Genomic DNA, 23,058 nt, shown 5'->3' on the forward strand with positions numbered 1-23,058 from the left:
AAAAACGGGCGCCACCGCTTCGCGGGGCGCCCGATTTCCTTGGCGGGTGGATATCGGGAGCCGCGCGCAGCGCTGGCTCCCGTGTTGTTCTTCCGAATTCCTGCTCACTGCGTGCTGTGGTTCCTGCCGTCTGCCGTCTGCTGGCAAACGTCGTCAGCAGTTGCCGCCGTCACCCACGTCGTCACCCCTTCTTCGCCGCCTCCTTCTTCTTCGCCTCTTCTTCCGCCTTCTTCTTCTTCGCGCCCTCGAAATCTCCCGCGCGCACGATGAAGGTCTTGGCGGGGTCGAGATACTTGCGCAGCGCGGCGTTCACGTCGGCCACGCTGAGCTTGCCGATCTGCTCGGCCAGCTTCGCCTCGTACGTGGTGTAGCTGCGCTCCCAGCGGCGGTGCACCACGAGCGTGCTGGCCACTTCGTTGTCGTTGGCGAACTGCTGCTGCTGCTCGCGCAGCCACCCCTGCCGCGCCTGGTCGAGCTCCTCCTGCGTCACGCCCTCGGCGATCAGCTTGGCGAGTTCTTCCCTGAAGCCGGTCACCACCTTGTCCACGTTCTGCGGCGCATAGAGCGCGAACGTGAGGGCGAACGCCTCCCTGTCCATCGGGCGCGCCGAGAACTGCGACCCCACGGCGTAGCTCACGCCGTCCTTCTGGCGCATGCGATCGGCCATGCGGCTCTTGAGGAACCCGCCGCCCATGATCTGCGCCCCGATGGTCATGGCGGCGTAGTCCGGATCAGTGTCGCTGAGCGGGAACGTCTGCCCGGCCACGAACATGGCGTTCTGCTTGTCGGGCGTTTCGAAGACCTGCGTGGCGCTGTCGGTGGCGGCGAACTGACGCGGCAGTGGCTTCCACGGGGACTTGGCGGTCCACGTGCCGAACAGCTCGCGCGCCAGCGTGATTACGCTGTCCGGGTCGAAGTCACCCACCAGGGCGAGGTCACCGGCCTGTGCACCGGCGAAGTCGGCGTGGTACTTCACGAGGTCGGCGCGCGTGACGCTCTTGAGCGCCTCGATCGACTCCTCGATGGTGGGCGTGTACTCCGGGTGCCCCTTGGGAAGCGTGCGCAACCGACGCTGGAAGGCGGTCACGGCAATGGCCTGCGGCTCGCTCTTGCCGGCCTCGATGGCGGCCAGCTGCTGCGTGCGCAACTGCTCGAACTCGGTGCTGTCGAACGCCGGCTTCTGCAGCATTTCGGCCACCAGCCGCAGCGTGGGCGCGAGCTGCTCGCGCTTGACCTGCAGACTGGCGGTGCTGCTGCTGCCGGTGTTGCCAAGGGTTACGGTGGCCTTGAGCTTGTCGAGCGTGTCCTTGATGGCCAGGCGTGAGCGCAGCGTGGTGCCGCGGTTGTACATGGCCCCCACCAGCTGCCCCGCCACGGCGCGGTTCTGCAGGGACTCGAGCGCGCCATGGCGCAGGACGAGATCGCCGTAGATGTTGGCCCCGCGCGTGCTCTTGGGGAGCAGCGTCAGCCACATGCCGTTGGGGAGCTTCACGCGACGCGTACGCTTGTCGAGGTTGGCCGGCGTGGCGTCGAACGTTTCGCCGGCCGCCACGGCTGCCCGCCCCTTGTACCCCGCCATGAGCTCCGAGGCATTCAGTGCTTCGGGAATCTCGGCGCGATCGGGGGCCTTGGTGGGCACGAACAGCCCCACGGTGCGGTTGTCCGGCTTGAGGTAGGCCTTGGCCACGCGCTGCACGTCGGCGGCGGTGACCTTCTCGATGCGGTCACGCGTGAGGAAGAAGAGACGCCAGTCGCCCGACGCCTCGTACTCGGTGAGCGTGAGCCCCACCTGGTCGGGATCGGCGAGCAGCTGCTCCACCTGCTTGAGCAGCGCCGCCTTCACGCGGTTCACTTCGTCATCGGTCGGGGCGTTGGTCACCACCTCGTCGATGGTGCGCAGCATGACCGCGCGCGCGGTGTCGAGATTCTGCTCGACGCGCAGGTTGGCCTGGCCGAGCAGCAGCCCCGGCTCCTTGAGGTCGAAGGTGAAGGCACTCGCCCCGGCGGCCAGCTTGCTCTCCACGAGCGCCTTGTACAGGCGGCCGTTGGGCCGCTCACCCAGCACGCCCGCCAGCACCTGCACGGCGGGATTGTCGGCGTGCGCCAGCGCCGGCACGTGGTACGCCACGCCCACCAGCTGTTCGTCGCCCACGCGCTTGAGCGTCACCAGCCGCTCGCCGTCCTGCACGGGCTCACGCGTGTAGGTGGGGTAGAGCAGGTTGCCCTTGGCGAGCGAGCGCACCGGCTTGGGAATGGTACCGAACTTCTGCTGGATGAGGCGCAGCGTCTTCGCCTCGTCGAATTTGCCGGCGACCACGAGCACGGCGTTGTCGGGCTGGTAGTACTTCTGGTAGAACGCCTTGAGCCGCTCAATGGGCACGCCTTCCACGTCGCTGCGGGCGCCAATGGTGCTCTTGCCGTAGTTGTGCCAGAGGAACGCGGTGCTCATGATGCGCTCGAGCAGGACGCGCCCCGGGCTGTTCTCGCCGATCTCGAATTCGTTGCGCACCACGCTGAACTCGCTGTCGAGGTCCTTCTTGGCGATGAACGAGTTCACCATGCGGTCGGCTTCGAGATCGAGCGCCCAGGCGAGGTTGTCGTCGGTGGCCGCCACCGTCTCGAAGTAGTTGGTGCGATCGTACCACGTGGTGCCGTTGGGGCGCGCGCCGCGCTCGCTCAGCTCCTTGGGAATGTCCTTGTGGCGCGTGCTCCCCTTGAACACGAGATGTTCGAGCAGGTGCGCCATGCCCGTCTCACCGTAGCCTTCGTGGCGTGACCCCACGAGGTACGTGATGTTCACGGTCACGGTGGGGCGCGACGGGTCGGGGAAGAGCAGCACCTTGAGGCCGTTGGCCAGGCGGTACTCGGTAATCCCCTCCACGGTGGTCACCTTCTCCGGCGCGCTGCGCGCCGCGGCGGCCGCCACCGGGCGGGCGCTGCCGGCGGCTGGGGCGGGCTGTTGCGCGGTGGCCGCGGTGGCCAGCGCCAGCGAGGTGGCCAGCGTTCCCGCGGCCGGGGCGATCCATCGGACACGGAAGGACGAGCGGGACAGAAAGGACGGCATTGGCTGGAAGGGGACAAGGGATGGTGAGGGGCCCGGACGGCAAGCTGGGCACTGAGTTGATACGTCCGGGGGAAACCCCATGTTTCATGGGTGCCATGGCGGCGTATGTGTCGCCGCGTCCATTCCTTGTTGTGGTGCCTATGCCGCCAGCCGACCTGCAGGTCCAGATCTTTGGGACAAAGAAGAGCGCCGACACCCGGAAGGCGCTGCGCTTCTTCGCCGAGCGCCGGGTGAAGACCCACTTCGTGGATCTGGCCGAGCGTGCGGCGTCGCTGGGGGAGCTGAAGCGGTTCGCGCAGAAGTTCGGCGTGGAGGCCATCCTCGACCGGGAGTCGAAGCGGTTCGCCGACCTGGGGCTGCGGACGGCGCTTTACGGCGAGGAGAAGTGGCTGAGTATCCTGGCCGAGGAACCGTATTTGCTGAAGCAGCCCCTGGTGCGCCTGCAGAACAAGCTGTGCGTGGGGGTGGACGAGAAGCTGTTCAAGGAGTGGCTGGGGTGATGGGCGTGTGGGTGCTGGCGGAGGTGGGTGAAACAACAGCAGACGGCAGTCGGCAGGAACGACAGGGCGCAGACGGCAGGGGTGCGGAAAAACCACTCGGCGGCACGCGCTGCGCGCTCCCGCCGATATCCCACCCGCCAAGGAAATCGGGGGCGCCGCAAAGCGGCCGCCCCCGTATTGTTGTACCGCACTCCTCCCGTCTGCTTACTGTAGTTCCTGCCGTCTGCCGTCTGCGGTTCGCCGACCCCGCGACCCCGCCCCCGCGCGCATCGCGCCATCCAGCCGATTCAACTCCGCCTCGGCCACGTTGAAGCCGAAGCCGGGCCAGCCGCCACTGCTGACGGCCCGTTCCCACGCGCGGCGTGCGTTCGCGGTGTCGCCCTGCACGAAATACCAGTTGCCCACGCCGTAGGCGAGCGTGGACAGGTTCACCTCGTCGGACTCGTTGTCCGTGATGAGCTGTTCCGGCGTGATTTCCCCGCGATACAGCCTGAGGCGCGACAGGTACGCGTAGCCTGGCGGCGCGGGCCTGGCATCGGGCTGCTGATCGATGCGCCTCGCGAGCATCGCGTTCGCCTCGTCGAGTCGGCCGGCCCGGGCGAGCGACATGTACAACCAGTCGGTGCTGCCGGCGCGTTCGCCGCCATCGGGCGCGAGGGGTTGGGCGCGCGCGAAGAGCGCGGCGGCGTCGGTATGACGCCCTTCGCGGAAGCGCAGCACGCCCAAATGGAAGAGCGCGCCGTAGTTGGTGCCGTCGAGCTGCAGGGCGCGGGTGAGATCGGCGTTGGCGCGCACGAACTCCCGCACCGACAGGTACCGGTGTCCTCGCCAACGCAGCAGCATGGCGGCCTCCTTGGGTCGCTGCGTTGCCGAAAGGTTCTGCAGGCCGCGGGTGAAGGTGGCAATGGCCTCGCGGAACTGCCGGGCGCCGGACTGGGCCACCCCGAGTGCGATGACCTTGTCGGTGTTTCCCCAGTCGTTGCCAAGGGCCGCCTGCGCCGCCGTGATGGCCGGCGTGGTGGGCAAGGCGCGAAAAACATCCCCCTGCGGCATGCGGTACTGCACCGTCTCGTCGGCGAGCGGTTCGAGGTGGCGCAGCCAGATGTTGCGGAAGCGCACCGGATGGTCGTGGTCCTGCAGCATGAGCGGCAGGCGATCCTCGTGCCGTTCGTACGGCGCACGCGTCCCGTTGGTGGTGGGGCCAACGAGCGCGCGATGGTCCTGTACGAGCACGCCGTTGTGCACCACCGTGAGGGTGGCCGGCGACAGCAGCGCGCCGCCCCGGGCGAAGCGCGGGCGACGATAGGTGATGTCGTACGTCTGCCACTCGCCCGGTGGGCGACTCGCGTTCACGAGCGGCGGAAACTGCCCATACAGCGCCGCCGCCTGCCCGTCGGGGTAGGTGGCGTTGCGATACGAATCGAGGACCTGCACTTCGTAGCGGCCGCCGCCGAAGAACACGCCGCTGTTGCCGCGATCCTGATCTCGGCCGCGCGGCGGGTTGGGAGCCATCCACTCGATGTGCAGCTGCACATCACCGAAGGCCTCGCGGGTCATGAGGGTGCCGGTGCCCGGCACCACCTCCAGCGCGCCGTCGGCAATGCGCCACGTCGCGCGGCTGCTGTCGCTCATCATGAACCGATCGAGCGTGCTGCCGTCGAACAGAACGACCGCGTCCTTTGGCGGCAGTGCCTGCACGTACGGCCCCGGCGTCACCACCGGCGGGGCGGGGCGCGCGCGCGAATGCTGCGGCCATCCACCAAGGGGGGCCTGCTGAGCGCCGGCGGGCGCCAGAGCCACGGTGCAGAGCAGCGCCAGGGAGCACACATCGTGTGCCGTCCCGCTCCCTGCTCCCCGCTTCCTGCCTGCAGCGGCCCGCTCGCGGTTGCTCATGGCACGTCCGCGCCGGTGGCCGCCACGAGGATCTCCGTCCATTCCTGCACGTCGAGGGAGATGCGCGTGGCGGCCACGGCTTCTGCCATCGCCTCGATGCGGCGTGAGCCGGTAATGGGGTGGGGGTGACAGGGGAGACGCAGCAGCCAGGCGAAGGCGATGGTGGCGGCGGATACGCCGTACTGTGCGCCGATGCTCGTGAGTACGCCGCGCACACGCATCGCCTCCTCGGCGTTGCTCGTGAACAGCGCCCCCCCGCCCAGCGGTGACCAGATCATGGGACGCGCGCGCAGCCGCTGCGCCTGGTCGAAGGTGCCGTCGAAGAGGGGAGCCCGGTGCAGCGGATGGCACTCCACCTGATTGGTTGCCAGCGGGGTGCGCGCCTGCAGCAGCTCGTACTGTGCCGGCGTGTAGTTGGACACCCCGAACGCCTGCACCTTGCCCTGGGTGCGCAGCTGCTCGAAGGCCGAGGCCACCTCGTCGGCGTCCATGAGCGGATCGGGGCGATGCAGCAGCAGGAGGTCGATGGTGTCGGTGCGCAGCAGCACGAGACTCTGCTCCACGCTGCGCACGATGTGCCGCGCCGACGTGTCGTAGTGCTTGATGCGGGTGGCGGGGCGCGCGGCGTCGCGCAGCTGGATGCCGCACTTGGTGACCAGTTGCATCCGTTGCCGAAGCGCCGGCGAGAGTGCCAGCGCGTCGCCGAACAGCGCTTCGACGGCGTACCCGCCATAGATGTCGGCGTGGTCGAAGCTGGTGACACCAAGCTCGAGACACTGCTCGATCCAGCGCAGCCGTTCCGGCGGTGACCAGTTCCAGGAGGCCATGCGCCAGACGCCGGCCACGATGGGGGAAAGCATGTGTGCGAGAGGGAGGGGAGTGTGAGAGAGCAGGGCGCTAGTCGCGCAGCGCCTTGGTGAGCATGACCACTTGTCCGGCGTGATACACGTTGTGCTGGATCACGCCGTTGATCATGGAAGCAAAGCGCACGCCACTGCCGAGTGGGGCGTCGTGCGTATCGTTCTCGCCGCAGATGGCCAGCAGGCGTTCGGGGGGCAAGGCGGCCAGGTGCGCATCGAGTGCGTTGCCGGCGGCTTCCACATCCCGCAGGGCCTGTTCCCAGTCGGCGCGGCTGAAGCTGCTGGCCACGCACCAATCGCCGCGCGCGGGCATGAGGGGGGCACTGCCATCAAGTCGCCGCGCCACTTCTTCGAGCCAGGCGGCGCAGTGCACGGCGATCTCGGCCACCCCGTGCGCCTCGCCAACGGGGTGCACGATGGCCTCGTCGTACGTCGTGTGACGCAGCGCCTCGAGCAGTGCCGGGCCGTGCCAGGCGGGTCCGTGAAGCGAACGACGGAGTTCGCTGCGCAGGAAACGGATGGGGTCGAACGAAGGCGAGACGCTGGCCATGCGAGCGGCGGTCGGCGGGGAGCGCGTCGTGCCCCGCCAGCCGCCGGGAATGCCAACTAGAGCGTGGCACTCCCCGTACGCACCGGCACGGGATCGAGCGTGAGGTCGTTGACGCTGAACGATACCGCCACCGCATCGCGCGGCAATAGCGCCCGGACGCGCCATTCGTTGGCGGAGACGCGGGTGAGCCGGGTGGGGTGGAAGGGGACCGGGTGTGCGTCCTTGGCGCGCGGGTCCCGCACGGCGTGCTGCACGTGTGCGCGCTGCACGTTGGCGCCCCGCACCACGTAGTCCACCACCTTCATGGTGTCGAGCAGGCGACCGCCCACGATGGCCGCGAGCGAGTCGGCCCCGCGCACGGGTACGGCACTGTCGCCCACGATGATCGCGGTGGGGTGGACGCGCTGCGCCAGCGCATGACGGTCACCCTGTCGCACGCCAACGGCAATCGTGAGCAGCGCGGCGAGCAGCGCCCCCCCCAGTCCGCTGAGTGAACCACGGCGGCGCCAGCGCGACGCCTGCTGGCCCAGCGGCACGGAGAGCCGGCGCGGCGCCGGGAGCGCCCGCACCTGCGCCATGATGCGCGCGCGGGCTTCGGGGCGCGAGGCCACCGGCGCCCGCAGCGCATCGCCCATCCACCCGGGGAGGGGGCCAGTCCCCACGGGGTCGTGCTCGGGGGCGAAGTGACCGGACATCATGTGGGAGTACGCTCCGTCAGCAGGGTTCGGAGACGGGCACAGGCGCGCTGCACGCGCATCTTGAGGGCAGAGACGCCCACGCCGGTGATCGTCGCCATTTCGTCGTAGCTCAGTTCGTCGCTGAAGCGCAGCACGAGGGCTTCGCGCTGCTCGGGCACCAGCTGTTGCATCGCGCGGGCCAGCTCGGCGCGGCGCGCGAAAGCGTCGTCGTCGGCGCTTACCACCAGCTCGGCGGTGTGTACGGCGGGGTCGAGCGCCACGTAGCGCGCGTTCCGACTGGCCCGCGTGCGGCATTGGTTCACCAGGATGCGCGTGAGCCAGGCGCCGAACTTGTCGCGCTCCCGGTAGTTGCCCAGATGCCGGTAGGCGCGCACGAACACCTCCTGCACCACGTCCTCTGCGTCGTCGGAGTCGGCCAGCAGGTGCGTGGCCAGCCGGAGACAGCGCGCGTGATGCCGGTCCACGAGCGCCGCGAACGCCTCGGCGCGTCCGCTCAGCACCTGGCGGACCAGTGCGGCGTCGATGGCGGCGGGGTGGTCGGTGTGTGGTGGGTGCACAGCCAGTAACCCGGGGAACGGGGGAAACGTCACAGGGGGCGCCGTGCACCCGGAACTTCGTCACGCCGGGGGCAGCACGGGTTGCCGGTTTCTCCAGCTGTCGGGTGCGCGTGTGGTGCAGGCCGGGAGCACCACATGGCGTCGCTGGGGGTGGGTGTGTATGCTGCCCGCATGCTCTTCCGTCGGGTCGTCTACTGGGTGTCGGGGCGCTGCCTGCGCTGGTTCTACCGCGAGCACCGGGTGGTGGGGTACGGTGCCGTGCCGCTCAGTGGTCCGGTGCTGCTGGCCGGTAATCACCCGAACGACCTCCCCGATGTCATCGCGGGGCTGTACTTGTCGCCGCGCCACCCGCGCTACATCGCCACGGTGTCGGTGACCAGCAACGCCATGGCGAAGGCGATGTACGAGGCGATGGCGGTGATTCCGGTGGCGCGCGTGCGCGACGCGCGGAAAATGAAGGCCGAGGGGGTGGACCTGGCGGCGGTGAACCAGGCGGCGACCGACGCCGTGCTGGCCGCGTTGGCCGCGGGCGAGGTGGTGGAAGTGTTTCCCGAAGGCGGCGTGCATGACGTGCCACAGATTGGCCGTCTGCGCACAGGTGTCGCGAAGATGGTGCTGGACCATCTCGATGCTGCTGCGGAAAATGATGTCACCATTGTGCCGTTCGGCCATCAGTACGAGGCGCCGCGCCGCTGGCGCAGCGACCTGCTGACGGTGCTTGGCACCCCGTGGGGGGTGCGCGCGTGGTTGGCGAGTCAGCCAGCCGACCAACGGGGGCCCAGTGCGCTGACCGAGCGGCTGGGGGAGAGCATCCGTGCGGTCACCCGCAACGCGGAGAGCTGGGAGGAGGGCGCCACCCGCGACGAAATCGTGGCGGCGGCGGCCGCCCTTCGTGCTCCGCGCGACCCCTTGGGCGCGGCGCCTGGTCTGGTACCCGCCGCCTCGGCGATGGCCGCCGATGCCCATGGCGATGGTCCCAGCCCCCTGGCGGTTCACATCCGAACCGCCGCCCACGCCCTCGCGGCCGCCGTTGAGCGGGCTGGCGGCATTGGCACGTCGGCCGTGGACCATGCCCGGCTGCTCCATGCGCTCGGCGTGCACCCGGCTGGCGCGCCGGTGCCGAGCATTGCCCTCGGGTTGGCGGTACCGGTCGCCGCCATCGGCTGGGCCGTCCATGCGCCCGTGTTGCCGCTCGTGCACGCGCTCTCCGCCCGGCGGGCCAAGGCGCGGGTGGATCTGGTGGCCGGTTGCTTCGTGCCCGGGCTGTACCTCGTCCTGCTCTGGTGGCTCGTGGTGGCCCTGCTGGCCGCCGTGGGGCTGGCGGTTGCCGGCTGGTCGCCGCTCTGGGCCGTGCTGCTGTTGGTCACGCTCCCGCGTTTCGGCGACTTCGCCCTGGGCTGGCGTGACCGGCTTGGTGCCTGGCGCTTCGTGAAACGGATTCATGAATGGAGCCCACCGGAGTGCGAGCGTCTGCGGGCGGCGGCGGCGGTGATCCGCGGGTGGGCGATTACTCTGTAGCATGACGCTCATCTCCCTCGGTAACGTCGGTGTCGAATTCGGCGCCTCGGAAATCTTCCGCGACATCTCCTTCACGGTGGCCGCGGGTGAGCGGTGGGCGGTGGTGGGGCGTAACGGGACCGGCAAATCCACCCTCGTGCGCCTCATGACCGGGGACCTGCAGCCCACGCGGGGCAGTGTGGCGCGCACGCCGGGGCTGCGCGTGGCGCTCATGGATCAGCATCGCCGCTTTCCCAGCGACCAGAGCCTGTGGGACATCGTGGCGGATGCCTTTGGTGACCTGCGTGCGCTCGAGCACGCCCTGGCCCACCAGGCCGCCAATCTCGAGCACGACCATAGCGAGGCGGCCATGGAGAAGTACGGCCGCGACCTCGAACGGTTCGAGCGCGAGGGGGGCTACGAAATGGCGTCGAAGGTGGACGCGATTCTCATGGGCGTGGCCTTCGATCCCCAGATGGCGCGCACCACGCGCATCGGCACCCTGAGCGGCGGCGAACGAGGGCGTGTGGCGCTGGCGCGGCAGCTGGCCACGCCCGCCGACCTGTACATCCTCGACGAACCCACCAACCACCTCGACCTCGATACGACGGCGTGGCTGGAGGGGTATCTGGCGAGCACCGAGAAGACGGTGCTGTGCATCAGTCACGATCGCGCGTTCCTCAACGCGATTGCCGATCATGTGCTGCACTTCGAGGGGGGCACGGCCTTCGCGTACACGGGCGGCTACGAAAGCTTCGTGCAGCAGCGCGAGGAGCGGCGACTGGCCCAGCAGCGACAGTTCGACAAGCAGCAGAACAAGATCGCGTCGGAGATGGACTACATCGCCCGCAATCTGGCAGGGCAGAACACGCGCCAGGCCAAGGGGCGCCGCAAGCTGCTGGCCCGCATGCCCCGCCTTTCCGCGCCCATTGGCGCCGACGGCGTGATGGCCCTGCGCCTCGACGCCGGCACACGCAGCGGCGACCGGGTGATCGAAGCCAAGGACGTGACCGTTGGCGTCCCCACGGCCGATGGCCCACGGGCCCTCGTACGCGACGTGGCGGTGGTGCTGGAGCGCAACGAGGTCGTGGCGCTGGTGGGCCCCAACGGCGCCGGCAAGAGCACGCTCATCAAGACGCTGCTGGGCGAGATGCCGCCGCTGGCCGGTGAGGTGAAGGTGGGCCCCAGCACCTCCGTGGCGTACTACCGGCAGGACGTGGGGCATCTCCCCCTCGACCGCACCATCTACGACGCCATTGCCAACGAGCGGCCCCTCTGGGAGCGTCGTCAGGTGCAGGGGCACCTGGGGCGGTTCGGCTTCAGTGGTGATGAGGTGCAGCGCACGATCGGTACGCTGTCAGGCGGCGAACGCGCGCGCGTGGCCATGGCGCTGCTCACGCTCAGCACGAACAACCTGCTCATCCTCGACGAGCCCACCAATCACCTCGACGTGGAAAGCATCGAAGTGCTCGAAGACGCCGTCGAGGAGTACGACGGGAGTGTGCTCATCGTGAGCCACGACCGGGCCGTGCTGCGCGGACTGGCCACCCAGGTGTGGGAGCTGCGTCAGGGCCAGCTGCAGATCTTTCCCGGCCCCTTCGTGGAATGGGAGGCGATGCGCGCCGAGCGCCTGCAGCAGGAGGCGAAGCAGGCACGCGCGGATGATCGCCGGGAGGCGGAGCGCGCGGTGAAGCAGCGCGACCGGGAACGCGACCAGCGCGAGCGGGAGAAGGCGGCCGGGGGTGACCCGAAGAAGTTGCGGCGGGCCGCCGAGAAGGCGCTGGCCGATGCGGAGCTGCGGGTGAGTGTGCTGGAAGGCAAGATCGCCGAGCTCACCGCGCAGCTGGACGATGCGTCGCTGTACGACACGCCGGCCGGGGTGAAGAAGGCGGCCGCCATGGGCAAGTCGCTCGACGAAGCCCGCGACGCCCTGGAGGATGCCATGCACGACTGGGGGACCGCCGAGGAGTATGTGGCGATGCTGCGCCAGCACGGGGCGTAGCCGGACAGGCGGGCGTTGCAACTTCGGACCGGCCTCTGGCGTACGACGTGCCGTATGCCTCATTCACGAACTGTCGGTGGCGCCGCCCGGATCCTGGCCGCGCGGGTCTTTTCGCTTGGCGCGCGGGTCGGTGCCCTGCTGGTCATGGTCGTCACGCCGGCCGTGGTGTCCGCGCAGGCAGCACCCGGGGCGCCGCCGCTGCCGCCGGCGCTGCGGCAGCTGCTCGACGAGGCAAGCCGGAACAACCGGCTTCCCGCCGACCTGATCTCGTACAGGGCGGCGGTGGAGACGGAGATCGCCATCCTGCTGCGCCGCGAGGAAGGCACGGAGGCGGTGGCCGCCATCGAGCAGGTGGCGAGTCGCCTCAAGTGGAACCGTACCGGGGCCTACGATCAGCGGGTGGTCGGCTACCGATCGCAGCAGCTGGGGGCGAACGTCTCCATGCTGTCGCTGTTCCAGACCGGGTGGCTGAACCCCTCGCTCTACGGCAATCGGCTGCGGGTGCGGCCGCGCTCCTCCGAGTCACGTGGGCAGGCCGCGGCCGTGTCGCGTGGGCGTGACGGCACCGACACGCTGCCGGCGGTGCATCCGCTGGCCACCGATCGCGATCGCTACTACGACTACAGCGGTGGTGACACGGTCGTCGTGATGCAGGCGGGAGATCGCCGCATTCCCATCGCCCACGTGCGCGTACAGCCGCGGGAGGGGATCACCGACAAGGTGGTGCTCTTCGACGGCGAGATGGATCTCGACGCGTCGCGCGGCACGCTGGTGCGATTGCGCGGCTACTTCGTGCGCACGGGCACGCGCCGCTCGGTGCTGGCGCGCACGCTGGCCGACGCCGTGGCGTTCGTGGAGTACGAGAATGGCGAGCGCCTGGGACAATACTGGCTGCCGGCGAAACAGCGCATTGAACTGCAGGCCAGCCTGCCCGTGCTCGGGGACCAGCGGGCCATCGTCCGCATCGTGTCGCGCTTCGCCGATATGGAAGTGAACGACACGACGCTCTCGGCGGAGACGCTGGCCACGGCGGACTCGCTGCGGGCGCTGGCGCGGCGCCCGGTGTTCTATGCTCCGGCCGATTCCCTCACCCGTTTCGGGTCGTGGCGCAACGGGTTGGGCGTGATCACCGAGGGAATGCACGCCGATGACTTTCAGGACATCGCGCCCGATCGCTGGCGTCCTACCGGGGCCCCGCGCTTCGACCTCACACCCCAGCGCGCCGCCGACGTGATCCACTTCAATCGCGTGGAAGGGCTCTTTACGGGGGTCGGCGGCAAGGTGGCGCTGCGTGATCTGGCGCCGGGCGTGGTGGTGCGCGGCAACGCGGGGTACGCGTGGGCCGAGCAGACCGTGCGGGGACGGGTCAGCGTGGAGCGTACGCGCGGTCCGTGGACGTGGGAGCTGCGTGGTGGCCGCTCGATGGATATCACCAACGATTTCCGCGCGCCCTTCGACTCCGGCAACTCGTCGGCGGTGCTCGCCTCGCTCGATTCGTACGACTACGTGTCGCGCAACTTCGCGGCGGTCTCCGCGCTGCGACGCATCGGGGCGCGCCGGTGGTTGCTGCGCGGGGATGTGGGGTACGCTGATGACCGGTGGCGCCCCAGCCAGTACGTGCGTGGCCCGTTTGGCGGGGAGTCGTTCCGGCAGAATCAGGGGGTGGACGAAGGCGGCTACCTGAGGAGTGCGGCCACGATCGAGTGGCACCCGGATGTGGCCGCCGAGTTCGTGAAGCCGGGGCTGGGGGGGCGGCTGTACTACGAGCGCGGTGATGGTACGCTGTCGTACCAGCGCACCGAGCTGCGCATCAGCGGGCGGCGTCCGCTTGGTCCGTTCATTCTGCTGGGGCGGGGTGACGTGGGGGTCGTGACCGGGGCGCGGATCCCGCCGCAGCAGCTGTTCGAGCTGGGGCGTTTCCAGAACCTGCCATCGTACGCCGACAAGGAGTTTGCCGGGTCGCGGGCCGCGGCGCTGCGCGGGTCGCTGCAATACACCAGCCCCTTCCTGCGCAATCCGATTCGCGTGAAGACGCTGTTTCTGCCGGCGATTGCGCCGGGGTTCAGCGTTGGCGTTCAGAGCGGGTGGGCGGACGCCCCGACCACCGCGGCGCGCGAGGCCATCAACCGCCTCGATCGCTTCTACGATCCGCGGCTGCTGGCGTCGCGGGCGCCGGTGGCGCGTCCCACGGAGCGGATCCGGGCCAGTGTGACCGCGGGGTTCCGGTTCTTCGGGAACGGTCTGTTCGCGGGGGTCACGCGCCCGGTGGACCAGGCTGCGGCGTGGACGCTGCTGCTCGGCTTCGGGCAGCAGTGGTAGTCGGGGCTGGGGTCGGGGTCGGAGGTGGGGTCGGGGCCGGGGTCGGAGCTGGGGTCGGGGCCGGGGTCGGAGCTGGGGTCAGAGCTGGGGTCAGAGCTGGGGTCAGAGCTGGGGTCAGAGCTGGGGCTAGATTTTCGGCATGGACGCTACTGCTCATCTCCTGCCCACGCGCCGTGATTTTGCCGGCGACGACCTGATCTTCACCCTCAACGGTCGCGCGCAGAAGCGGGCCGCTGAGGGGGCCGCGGTCATCAACGCCACCATTGGCGCGCTGTATGACGATGCGGGAAAACTCGTGGTGCTGGACACGGTCATGGCGCAGTGGAAGCAGCTGGCGAGCGCCGAGGTGGCGCCCTACGCGCCCATTGGCGGTGACCCCACGTATCTGCTGAACCTCGTGCAGCGGCACTGGCCAACGCTCACGAGCATCGGGGTGGGGGTGGCCACGCCCGGTGGGTCGGGCGCCCTGGCGCTCACGCTCAAGAACCTGCTGGATCGCGGCAACACGGTGCTCACCGCTGCGCCCTACTGGGGGCCGTACAGCACGCTCGCCGCCGAGGTAGGCATGCCGCTCCACACAGTGCCGTATCCCGACGTGACGACGGGCATCGACATTGGCATGTGGGAGGCGGCGTGCCGCGACACGCTCGATGCCCAGGGGCGCCTCGTGCTCTGGCTCAACGACCCGTGCCACAACCCCACGGGGCGCAGCTTCAGCCGGGCCGATCGCCTGGCGCTGCTGGAGATGCTGCGTGACGTGTCGAGCCAGGGGCCGGTCTCGCTCATTCTCGACCTCGCGTACCTCGACTACGCGCGCGACCCGCAGCAGGTGCGCGACGCACTCGACGACTACGCCGCCTTCGGGGCCGAGGGGAACGTGCTGGTGGGCGCGTGCCTGAGCCTGAGCAAGGCGTACACGCTGTACGGTGCGCGCGCGGGCGCGCTGGTGTTTCCGTGGACGACCGATGCGGCGCTGCACGGCGCGCTCATCACGAGCTGCCGGGGCACCTGGAGCAACTGCGCGCGCGCGCCCATGAGCGTGCTCAATCGCATCAGCAAGGACTCGGCGCTGCAGGCGGCGCTCGAAACGGAGCACGCGGCGTGGCGCACCCTGCTGGCCCGCCGGGCCACGGCACTGGATGCCGCGCTCAAGGCGGAAGGGTTGCCGGGATGCGCCTACGACGGTGGCTTCTTCGTGACGCTCGACGGGGGCGCGGATCCGTTCGCCACGTGCGAGCGCATGCAGACGCACCACGTGTTCGTGATTCCGCTGCCGGAAGGGCTGCGCGTGGGGATCTGCGCGATGCGCGAATCGGATGTGGGGAAGTTTGCGGCGGCGTACAAGGCGTCGCTCTGAGATCTCACCTCTCATTCTCACCCCTCACCTCCGATGCTCACCGCTCGGGTCTGACGCCGCCGATGTCACCGCACCGTGATTTCGGTCTGCCGGTTCTTCGCCGTGTACAGCGCCAGCGTGAATGTCCCCGCTGCCAGCGCGGATCGGTCCGCGTGGGTGAGCGTGAGGGTGCCCGAGGCCGTACGCATCTCCGGCCCGAGCAGTCGCGCCACGACGCGCTGCGCGCTGTCGGGCACGACGACGCGCTGCGCCGGCACCGTGGCGGTGGCCACCGACGTGAATACCCGGCCTCCGCGGCGGCGGAAGACGAGTGCCGATACGTTGGGCGCACCCGCGACCACGCGGGCCTGCCAGCGTAGTTCGTTACGCACGGCGTCGAGTTCCACGCGCGCCTGCACCACCGTGCCGGCGTCGGTCACGGTGAGCGTCTTCACCGTGGGACGCGGCGCACGGCCGGCGACGAGTGCCGGCGTCGTGGTGGGCGCCCGACGGCGGGGCGCGGCGGCCTCGAACGAGGACGCGAGCGCCACCAGCCGCACGTCGGTGAACCGCTTGCCGAGCAGTTCGATGCCCACGGGCAGACCATCGTGCAGGAAACCGGCCGGCATGCTGACGGCGGGCAGCCCCGACTGCGCCGCGACCTGGCAGGTGCTGCCCGGCTGTGCCTCACCGATCAGCACCGGACGCTGACGTATCGTGGGGTACACCATCGCGTCGAGCTGCAGACTGTCGAACAGTGCCTCGATGCGGGCGCGCAGCACCGCCTGCCGGGCCATGACCTCCTGATGCTCCTTGGTGTCGGGCCCCGATACGGTGTCGGCGGCGATATAGCGCGGCTCCTGGAACTTGTCGTACAGCCCTCGGTCGAGAATCTCCCGCAGCGACTTCACCGGCGCGTTGGGCACCGTCTTCATGTACGCGATGAAGTCGTACTTGAACTCGTTCGCACTCGTGCGCACGATGAGCGAATCGAAATCGGCGACGGCTACCTCCACCACGGTGGCGCCACGCTGCTTCATCACCTCGATGGCGGCGCGCACGGTGTCGGCAATTTCCGGATCGGTGTCGCGGAAGTACGGCGCGAACACGCCGATGCGCGCCCCCTTGAGGGCGTTCACATCGAGCGCTGCCTGGAAGCGCATGGGTTCACGCGTCTGCATCGGCCTGGTCGCCACGTCCGCGCTGTCGTATCCGGCGGTGAGATCCATGGCGATGGCGAGGTCCGCCACGGTACGCGCGAGTGGCCCGCCGGTGTCCTGTGTGTGCGACAGCGGCACGATGCCAGTGCGGCTCACTACGCCCGTGGAGGGACGGAGTCCGAACAAGCTGCCGAAGGCACTCGGAATGCGGATGCTGCCGCACGTATCCGATCCCCAGCCAATCGCCGCGTAACTCGCGGCCACGGCCGCACCGGTGCCACCACTCGAGCCGCCCGGGCAGCGCAAGAGATCATACGGGTTGCGCGTCTGCCCGCCGAAGGCACTCACGCTGGTGATGCCGGCGGCGAGTTCGTGCATATTGGCCTTCGCGATGAGCACCGCGCCCGCTTCACGCAGGCGACGCACCACGTCGGCATCGCGCGCCGGCTGACTGTTGGCCAGCGCGAGCGAGCCGGCGGTGGTGGGCATGTCACCCGTGTCGAAGTTGTCCTTCACCAGCACGGGGATGCCGTGCAGGGGGCCGCGCACCTTGCCTGCCTTGCGCTCCGCGTCGCGCGCCGCGGCGTCCTGCAGTGCGCGCGGGTTCACACGGATGATCGCGTTGAGCTGCGGCCCGGCGTGATCGTAGGCGGCAATGCGGGCAAGGTAGGCTCGCGTAATGCTCACGCTCGTGGCACGGCCGCGCGTCATGGCCTCCTGCAGGTCGGCCACGGTGGCTTCGGTGACTTCGACGCGGGCCGTGGGTTGCGCCGCGGCGAGACTGGCGGAGGCTGCAACGCCGAGGAGCGCGCGACAGAGTGAGGTCGTTCCTTTGCGCATCGATGGAGCCGCGCGGGCGGCGAGTGGGGTGAACAGCTCTCGCAGAGTTCGCGGAGGATCGGAGGGCGCGGAGAACAGGGAACGCAACTGAAAGTCGTTCTCCGTGCCTCCGCTGCTCCGTGTCTCCGACGAGCCGTTGCGTCAGTCCGGGACGTGCACGTCGGTGTACTTCACGTTGCTGCGCGGCTCGGCCATCATGGGCTCCACGGCATCGCGCCAGCGGGCGTAGTGCGCCGTGGCCTTGTGCGCGGCGGGGGCGTCGTCGGTGCGGTACGCCTCGATGAGCGTGAAGCGGGTGGGGTCGTCCTGTTGCTGCAGGACGTCGAAGCGGGCCACGCCAGGTTCCCGGATGCTGTGGGTGGCGTTGTCGAGCGTGGCCGCCGTGAAGGCCTCCACGTACTCGGGCTTCACGTGCACGAAAACCTGGACGATGAGCATGCGGTGCGGGATGAGGGGTCCGGGGAAGCTACGCGCCGCACCACGCGGGCGCATATTGGCGGTATGCGCCTCTGCACCCTGCTTCCTGCCGCCTGCCTCCTGCTCCCTCCTCGGCTGCTCGCCGCCCAAGCGGCGCCCGTGGCCGATGCGATCTACGTGAACGCCCGCATCTGGACGGGCGATTCGGCCGCGCCGGCCGCCGAGGCGCTGGCGGTGCGCGAGGGGAGACTGCTGGCGGTGGGGAGCGACGAACGGGTTCGCGCGCTGGCAGGGGCGAGCACGCGGGTCGTGGATTTGGGCGGCAAGCGTGTCGTGCCGGGGTTCATCGACGCGCATTGGCATCTGCCCACGCAATCGCGCGCCGATCTCGTGGGGGCGCGGAGCGTGCGCGAGATCGTGCGCCGGCTCGAGCGCTGGGCCGCACGGCTTCCGCGCGGCGCCTGGGTGGAGGGGCGCGGCTGGACCCCCAGCGACTTCCCGCAGAACGCGGCGCACAAGCAGTACCTCGATGCGGCGTTTCCCGACCGCCCCGTGTTCATCATCGATCGCGACGGGCATCAGGCGCTGGCCAACAGTGTGGCGCTGCGAATGGCGAGGGTCACCGCGGCCACGAAGGACCCCGCCCAGGGCGTCATCGAACGCGGCCCAGGTGGGGTGCCCACCGGCCTGCTCAAGGAGAGTGCGAGCGGGCTGGTGTCGCGCCTCATCCCGCCACCAGGCCGCGCCGATATCGCGCGCCGCATTCACGAGGAGACGCAGGCGGCCGCGAGCCACGGCATCACCATGGTACAGGAGGCGTCGCGTCGCGCGCCCAGTGGTGCGGTCTTCGAGGTGCTGGCCGCGGCGGCGCAGGCAGACACGATGCAGCTGCGCTGGTATGTGTCGGTGCCCTTTGTCCCCAACGCCACGCGCGCGCAGCTCGCGCGCTACGTGCAGCTGGCGCAGCAGTTCCGCGGGCCGTGGCTGCGCTACGGCATTGCCAAGGGGATGCTGGACGGCACGGTGGACGCGCAGACGGCCGCCATGCTGGAACCGTATGCGAACACCGATGCCACGGGGCTCCCGTTCTGGCCGGCCGCCTCCCTCAACCGCGGGGTGGCCCGCTACGACAGCGCCGGGCTGCAGGTGGAGCTGCACGCCATTGGCGACCGGGCGGTGCGCATGGCCCTCGATGCGTATGCCCACGCGCGGCGCGTGAACGGGGCACGCGACAGCCGTCATCGGGTGGAGCATGTGGAGGTGCCCCATCCGCGCGACCTGCCACGGTTCCGGCAGCTCGGGGTGATTGCCAGCACGCAGGCCATCTTCGCGACCCCCGACGTCACCACCCTCACCAACTACGCGCCGCTGCTGGGGCCCGTACGCGCGGCGTTGAGCAACAACTTCAAGCAGTTCGACGACGCGGGGGCGGTGCAGGCGTTCGGGAGCGACTACCCGGTGTTTCCCATGGACGTGATTCGCGGCATCTACACGGCGGTGACGCGCATGACGCCCGAGGGCACTCCCAAGGGTGGCTGGTACCCTGCCGGGCGTATCAGCGTGGAGGCGGCGCTGCGGCACTACACGCGCGATGCCGCCTACGCCGCCTTCATGGAGCAGGAGACGGGCACGCTGCGCGCGGGGATGCTGGCCGACTTCGTGGTGCTGAGCGAGGACTTGTTCACGGTGCCACCGGAGCAGCTGCTGCGCGTGCGGGTGGAACGGACCGTGGTGGGAGGGCGTGAGACCTACACCGCCTCACAACCCGCCGGCGCGCTCCTCGATCGGCAATAGCGGCGCGAGGTCGAAGCCGAACGCTTGCGGGTTCGCGGCAATCACGGCCGCCGACAGGACGCGAAACATGTACTCGTAGGTCTCGGCGGGAATCTCCGCGCGGTGTCGCTCCAGCAGCTTCCAGAGGTTCCGGTCGGCGGGAGAGTCGGGCATGGAGCGAATGATGCGACGCATGCGGGTTTCGCCCATGTTGTAGGACGCCACCACGAGTAGCCCCGACAGCTTGGCGTCGGTGGTATACAGGTCTTCCAGATAACCGGCGGCGGCTTCGCTGGCGCGGGTCACATCGTGGCGTTCGTCGGCCGGATCGTAGGCCCGTTCACCGCGCAGGGGGCCGAGGCGCAGCGTGTACGTTTCCGCCATGTGCGGGGTGAGCTGCCACAGTCCCTTGGGAATACCCGAATTGGTGGACGGGCCAACGGCGCGCGGGTCGAACTTGCTCTCCTGCAGTGCGAGCAGCAGGAACTCCCGCGGCAGATGATGACGACGCAGGATGGGGGTGATGGTGGCCACCAGGCGCTGCGACTCGGCACGGGCAAAGCCCGTCTCGAGATCCACCGCCTTCCAGGCGGCGATGCGCGCGCGCACCTCGCGCACGAACCCCTTCGGGACATTCGCTTCCGACTCTCCCAGCGCGTGAATGGTGCGATAGATGAGCCGTTCCTCGAGCGGCGTGCGGTCGCTGTAGACGCCGAGCGTCTTGATAAGCCCCTCGTACTGCTTTTCGAGGCGCGCCCGCTTTTCGGCCAGCGCCGGATTGGGGCCACTGGTGCTCTCGAGCCGGCGAATGTCGAGCTCCAGCTCCTTGATGGTGCCAAAGACGGCCGCGGCCGTTTGGCGTAGCTCCGCGACGCGACGAGCCTGCACCGTGGCCACGACACCGGCGCCGGTGGCGACCACGGCCAGTACGGCGACCCCCACGCGGTAGCGCCGGATTCTGGCCATCCAGGTGGTGGCCTCCTGCTGGCGGCGTTCCTGCACAGCGGCGCGCATGGCCTGCGTGTGCGGCGACATGTCCGGCGGATTTTCGGCGGCAAACAGGCGATCGATGGCCGGGGCGATACCGATCTGCCGGGTGCGTACCGGTGCATGGGCCGCGGGGAGGGACAACCGCACCAGTGGCCCCGACGCGCCAAGCCGAACGGTCATGGCGCTGGCGACCGGCGCGGTTTCAATGGGCCGTCCGCCCACGAAGGTGCCGTTGGTGCTGCCGAGATCGACCAGCTGCCAGCCGGTATCGGACGGCCGGAGTTCCAGATGGTGCGCACTGACGACCTCGTCATCGATGACGAGGTCATTGTCTACGGCGCGCCCGATGCGCACGAGCGTGATGAAGCGCCGCGGGGTCGCGTCCCCCGGGAGGAGCACGTGGAGTTCGGCAGCCATGCGCCGGAGAGCTTCGCACCGCATGGCGGCGACAGCAAGCGTACGTTCTGTTCGCGCACTCCGGTCGCTCCTCCCGGCTGGTGCTTGCCAACGTTTCGCGCCGGTGGTTGCGTAGGGGGAGATCCACCTCCCATCCCTTTTCCTGTCCTCTCGTGCGAAACTCTTCCTGCAGCAGGCAGGCGGCCCACGTGGCCGTGATCGCCCTTGGTCTTATTGGTTCGGTGGCGAACGCTCAGGGCGGCGCGGGCCGCCCCGCCGCCAATGCCGACACGTCGTTCGACGTGAAGTGGCGCAACCTTGGCCCCAACCAGGCCGGGCGCATGACCGCCGTGGCCGGCAGCACCGCGCGCCCCGACGAGTACTACATGGGCACCACCGGTGGTGGGGTGTGGAAGACCACTGACGGCGGCAAGACGGTGTTCCCGGTGACCGACGCGTACTTCGGCGGCACCATCGGCAGTATCGATGTGCAGCAGAGCAACCCCGACGTGGTGTGGGTGGGCGGTGGCGAAACGCCCATTCGCGGCAACGTGAGCCACGGCGACGGCGTGTGGAAGAGCAGCGACGCCGGCAAGACGTGGCAGTACATGGGGCTCAAGGAAACGCAGTACATCGCCCGCGTGCGCATTCATCCGACGAATCCGGACATCGTGTACGTGGGCGCGCTGGGGCATGTGTTCGGCCCGAACAAGGAACGCGGCGTGTACCGCACCACCGACGGCGGCAAGACGTGGAAGAACATTCTCTTCCGCAACGACAGCACCGGCGTGGCGGACATGATCCTGGATCCCAGCAACCCCAGGATCATGTACGTGAGCTTCTGGCAGGCTGGTCGCAAGCCGTGGCAGCTGGTGAGCGGCGGCATGGGGAGCGGCATCTTCAAGACCACCGATGGTGGTGACACGTGGACCGAGATCACGCGCAACCCGGGGTTGCCGCAGAGCGGGCCGCTGGGGGCCATCGGCATTACCGTGAGCCCGGCCAAGCCGAGCCGTCTGTGGGCGATCGTGGAGCACGAGCCCAACGGCGGCGTGTATCGCAGCGATGATGCGGGGGCCACGTGGACGTTTATGACGGGCGATCGCAATCTGCGGCAGCGCGCGTGGTACTACAGCAAGCTGTACGCCGATCCCAAGGACACGAATACCGTGTACGGTCCGCAGGTGAGCCCGCTCATCTCGAAGGACGGCGGCAAGACGTTCCGTCGTGGCTTCGGCGGCGGCGACAACCACGACATCTGGATCGACCCGACCGATCCGCTGCGGGTGGCGGTGGCGCACGACAACGGGCTGATCGTGACCAAGGATGGCGGCAAGACGAGCACGCGCGTGGCGGCGCCCACCGGGCAGTACTACCACGTGCATCTCACCAATCACTTCCCGTACCATGTGTGCGGCGCCAAGCAGGACGCCGGTTCCAGCTGCGGGCCGGTGCGCGCGGCGGCGCTGGGCGGGCGTGAGGCCATGATGGCGCAGATGATGGGCGGCGGTGCGGCGCCGGCCCAGCCGGCGAGCCCCTTCAGCACCTTCTACAGCGTGGCCGGTGGGGAGAGCGGGTACATCAGCAGCGACCCGCGCGACCCCGACATCACGTACGGCGCCAACTACGGTGGCAGCATGGACATGCTGAACCGTCGGACCGGCAAGAGTCTGTCACTCGACCCGTGGCCGCTCAATCCCATGGGGCACGACGCGAAGGACAGCAAGTATCGCTTCCAGTGGACATATCCCATCGTGCACTCGCCGCACGATCCGAACACCATTTATGTGGGCAGCAACGTGGTGTTCCGTTCGCGCGATCGCGGCATGACGTGGACGCCCATTTCGAAGGACCTCACGCGCAACGATCCGCGCACGCTGGGTCCGTCGGGCGGTCCGATCACGAAGGACCAGACGAGCGTGGAGTACTACGGCACCGTGTTCACGCTGGCCGAGTCGAAGCTGGTGAAGGGGCTCATCTGGACGGGCAGTGACGATGGGCTCATCCACGTGTCGCGCGACAACGGCCTCACGTGGAAGAACGTGACCCCCAAGGGGCTCCCCGAGTGGATGCGCTGGAGCATCATCGAGGCGGGGCAGCATGCGCCGGGCACGGCGTATGTGGCGGGGAACCGGTACCAGATGGACGACTTCACGCCGTACCTGTACAAGACCACGGACTATGGCGTGACGTGGACGAAGATCAC

General features: G+C 69.2%; 15 protein-coding genes and 1 pseudogene. 7 read left to right on the forward strand and 9 right to left on the reverse strand.

The window, feature by feature from the left end:
• Positions 1 to 181: 181 nt before the first annotated feature.
• Entirely contained in the window at positions 182 to 3,064 is a 2,883-nt protein-coding gene (locus tag LW840_RS15550) for a pitrilysin family protein (RefSeq protein WP_291277319.1), read from the reverse strand.
• A 140-nt stretch (positions 3,065 to 3,204) separates the two neighbouring features.
• Here LW840_RS15550 and LW840_RS15555 point away from each other — a divergent pair, with 140 nt between their 5' ends.
• Entirely contained in the window at positions 3,205 to 3,564 is a 360-nt protein-coding gene (locus LW840_RS15555) for an ArsC/Spx/MgsR family protein (RefSeq protein WP_291260910.1), read from the forward strand.
• 204 nt (positions 3,565 to 3,768) lie between these two features.
• Here the strand turns inward: LW840_RS15555 and LW840_RS15560 are convergent, their stop codons facing one another.
• The 5 genes from LW840_RS15560 to LW840_RS15580 form a co-directional block, all read right to left on the reverse strand.
• Positions 3,769 to 5,364 carry a family 16 glycoside hydrolase gene (locus LW840_RS15560; protein ID WP_291277320.1) on the reverse strand — a complete coding sequence of 532 codons (1,596 nt, stop codon included), beginning with the start codon at positions 5,362 to 5,364 and terminating at the stop codon, positions 3,769 to 3,771.
• An 89-nt stretch (positions 5,365 to 5,453) separates the two neighbouring features.
• Positions 5,454 to 6,317: an aldo/keto reductase gene (locus LW840_RS15565; protein WP_291267037.1), complete on the reverse strand. Its 864-nt coding sequence runs from the start codon at positions 6,315 to 6,317 to the stop codon at positions 5,454 to 5,456.
• 37 nt (positions 6,318 to 6,354) lie between these two features.
• Positions 6,355 to 6,867, reverse strand: a complete 513-nt coding sequence (locus LW840_RS15570; RefSeq protein WP_291267038.1) for a DinB family protein — start codon at positions 6,865 to 6,867, stop codon at positions 6,355 to 6,357.
• 56 nt (positions 6,868 to 6,923) lie between these two features.
• Positions 6,924 to 7,565 (reverse strand): hypothetical protein, encoded by a 642-nt coding sequence (locus LW840_RS15575; protein WP_291267039.1) that lies wholly within the window; start codon positions 7,563 to 7,565, stop codon positions 6,924 to 6,926.
• On the reverse strand, positions 7,562 to 8,122 hold the full coding sequence (locus tag LW840_RS15580; protein ID WP_291267040.1) for an RNA polymerase sigma factor: 561 nt from the start codon (positions 8,120 to 8,122) through the stop codon (positions 7,562 to 7,564). Before LW840_RS15580 ends, LW840_RS15575 begins: the two co-directional genes overlap by 4 nt.
• 171 nt (positions 8,123 to 8,293) lie before the next feature.
• Here LW840_RS15580 and LW840_RS15585 point away from each other — a divergent pair, with 171 nt between their 5' ends.
• The 4 genes from LW840_RS15585 (at position 8,294) to LW840_RS15600 (ending at position 15,297) form a co-directional block, all read left to right on the forward strand.
• Entirely contained in the window at positions 8,294 to 9,640 is a 1,347-nt protein-coding gene (locus tag LW840_RS15585) for a 1-acyl-sn-glycerol-3-phosphate acyltransferase (RefSeq protein ID WP_291277321.1), read from the forward strand.
• Between the two features lies 1 nt (position 9,641).
• Positions 9,642 to 11,621, forward strand: coding sequence for an ABC-F family ATP-binding cassette domain-containing protein (locus tag LW840_RS15590; protein WP_291267042.1), 1,980 nt, complete (start codon positions 9,642 to 9,644; stop codon positions 11,619 to 11,621).
• Between the two features lie 54 nt (positions 11,622 to 11,675).
• Positions 11,676 to 13,940 carry a hypothetical protein gene (locus LW840_RS15595; protein ID WP_291270044.1) on the forward strand — a complete coding sequence of 755 codons (2,265 nt, stop codon included), beginning with the start codon at positions 11,676 to 11,678 and terminating at the stop codon, positions 13,938 to 13,940.
• Positions 13,941 to 14,079: 139 nt separating this feature from the next.
• Positions 14,080 to 15,297 carry an aminotransferase class I/II-fold pyridoxal phosphate-dependent enzyme gene (locus tag LW840_RS15600; protein ID WP_291266982.1) on the forward strand — a complete coding sequence of 406 codons (1,218 nt, stop codon included), beginning with the start codon at positions 14,080 to 14,082 and terminating at the stop codon, positions 15,295 to 15,297.
• A gap of 65 nt (positions 15,298 to 15,362) precedes the next feature.
• Here the strand turns inward: LW840_RS15600 and LW840_RS15605 are convergent, their stop codons facing one another.
• On the reverse strand, positions 15,363 to 17,276 hold the full coding sequence (locus LW840_RS15605) for an amidase family protein (RefSeq protein WP_291277322.1): 1,914 nt from the start codon (positions 17,274 to 17,276) through the stop codon (positions 15,363 to 15,365).
• A gap of 141 nt (positions 17,277 to 17,417) precedes the next feature.
• A complete protein-coding gene (locus LW840_RS15610; protein ID WP_291260842.1) occupies positions 17,418 to 17,714 on the reverse strand; it encodes an antibiotic biosynthesis monooxygenase in 297 nt (98 codons plus the stop codon).
• 63 nt (positions 17,715 to 17,777) lie between these two features.
• Between LW840_RS15610 and LW840_RS15615 the strand changes: the two genes are divergently transcribed.
• Positions 17,778 to 19,487, forward strand: a complete 1,710-nt coding sequence (locus tag LW840_RS15615; RefSeq protein ID WP_291270041.1) for an amidohydrolase — start codon at positions 17,778 to 17,780, stop codon at positions 19,485 to 19,487.
• On the opposite strand, the gene LW840_RS15620 is transcribed toward LW840_RS15615, so the two are convergent.
• A complete protein-coding gene (locus tag LW840_RS15620; RefSeq protein WP_291277323.1) occupies positions 19,452 to 20,873 on the reverse strand; it encodes a transglycosylase SLT domain-containing protein in 1,422 nt (473 codons plus the stop codon). The genes LW840_RS15615 and LW840_RS15620 overlap by 36 nt on opposite strands.
• Positions 20,874 to 21,094: 221 nt before the next feature.
• Here LW840_RS15620 and LW840_RS15625 point away from each other — a divergent pair.
• A pseudogene (locus LW840_RS15625) lies at positions 21,095 to 23,058 on the forward strand (glycosyl hydrolase); the annotation flags it as partial.

The sequence above is a fragment of the Gemmatimonas sp. genome, from assembly GCF_021298855.1.
GTDB lineage: Bacteria > Gemmatimonadota > Gemmatimonadetes > Gemmatimonadales > Gemmatimonadaceae > Gemmatimonas.

What these genes read in the sequence shown, in the direction of transcription:
- LW840_RS15585 (WP_291277321.1), top strand. Translation starts at nt 8,294, where the DNA reads ATGCTCTTCCGTCGGGTCGTCTACTGGGTGTCGGGGCGCTGCCTGCGC.
- LW840_RS15610 (WP_291260842.1), bottom strand. Translation starts at nt 17,714, where the DNA reads ATGCTCATCGTCCAGGTTTTCGTGCACGTGAAGCCCGAGTACGTGGAG.
- LW840_RS15550 (WP_291277319.1), bottom strand. Translation starts at nt 3,064, where the DNA reads ATGCCGTCCTTTCTGTCCCGCTCGTCCTTCCGTGTCCGATGGATCGCC.
- LW840_RS15605 (WP_291277322.1), bottom strand. Translation starts at nt 17,276, where the DNA reads ATGCGCAAAGGAACGACCTCACTCTGTCGCGCGCTCCTCGGCGTTGCA.
- LW840_RS15575 (WP_291267039.1), bottom strand. Translation starts at nt 7,565, where the DNA reads ATGATGTCCGGTCACTTCGCCCCCGAGCACGACCCCGTGGGGACTGGC.
- LW840_RS15615 (WP_291270041.1), top strand. Translation starts at nt 17,778, where the DNA reads ATGCGCCTCTGCACCCTGCTTCCTGCCGCCTGCCTCCTGCTCCCTCCT.
- LW840_RS15570 (WP_291267038.1), bottom strand. Translation starts at nt 6,867, where the DNA reads ATGGCCAGCGTCTCGCCTTCGTTCGACCCCATCCGTTTCCTGCGCAGC.
- LW840_RS15600 (WP_291266982.1), top strand. Translation starts at nt 14,080, where the DNA reads ATGGACGCTACTGCTCATCTCCTGCCCACGCGCCGTGATTTTGCCGGC.
- LW840_RS15595 (WP_291270044.1), top strand. Translation starts at nt 11,676, where the DNA reads ATGCCTCATTCACGAACTGTCGGTGGCGCCGCCCGGATCCTGGCCGCG.
- LW840_RS15565 (WP_291267037.1), bottom strand. Translation starts at nt 6,317, where the DNA reads ATGCTTTCCCCCATCGTGGCCGGCGTCTGGCGCATGGCCTCCTGGAAC.
- LW840_RS15590 (WP_291267042.1), top strand. Translation starts at nt 9,642, where the DNA reads ATGACGCTCATCTCCCTCGGTAACGTCGGTGTCGAATTCGGCGCCTCG.
- LW840_RS15620 (WP_291277323.1), bottom strand. Translation starts at nt 20,873, where the DNA reads ATGGCTGCCGAACTCCACGTGCTCCTCCCGGGGGACGCGACCCCGCGG.
- LW840_RS15555 (WP_291260910.1), top strand. Translation starts at nt 3,205, where the DNA reads ATGCCGCCAGCCGACCTGCAGGTCCAGATCTTTGGGACAAAGAAGAGC.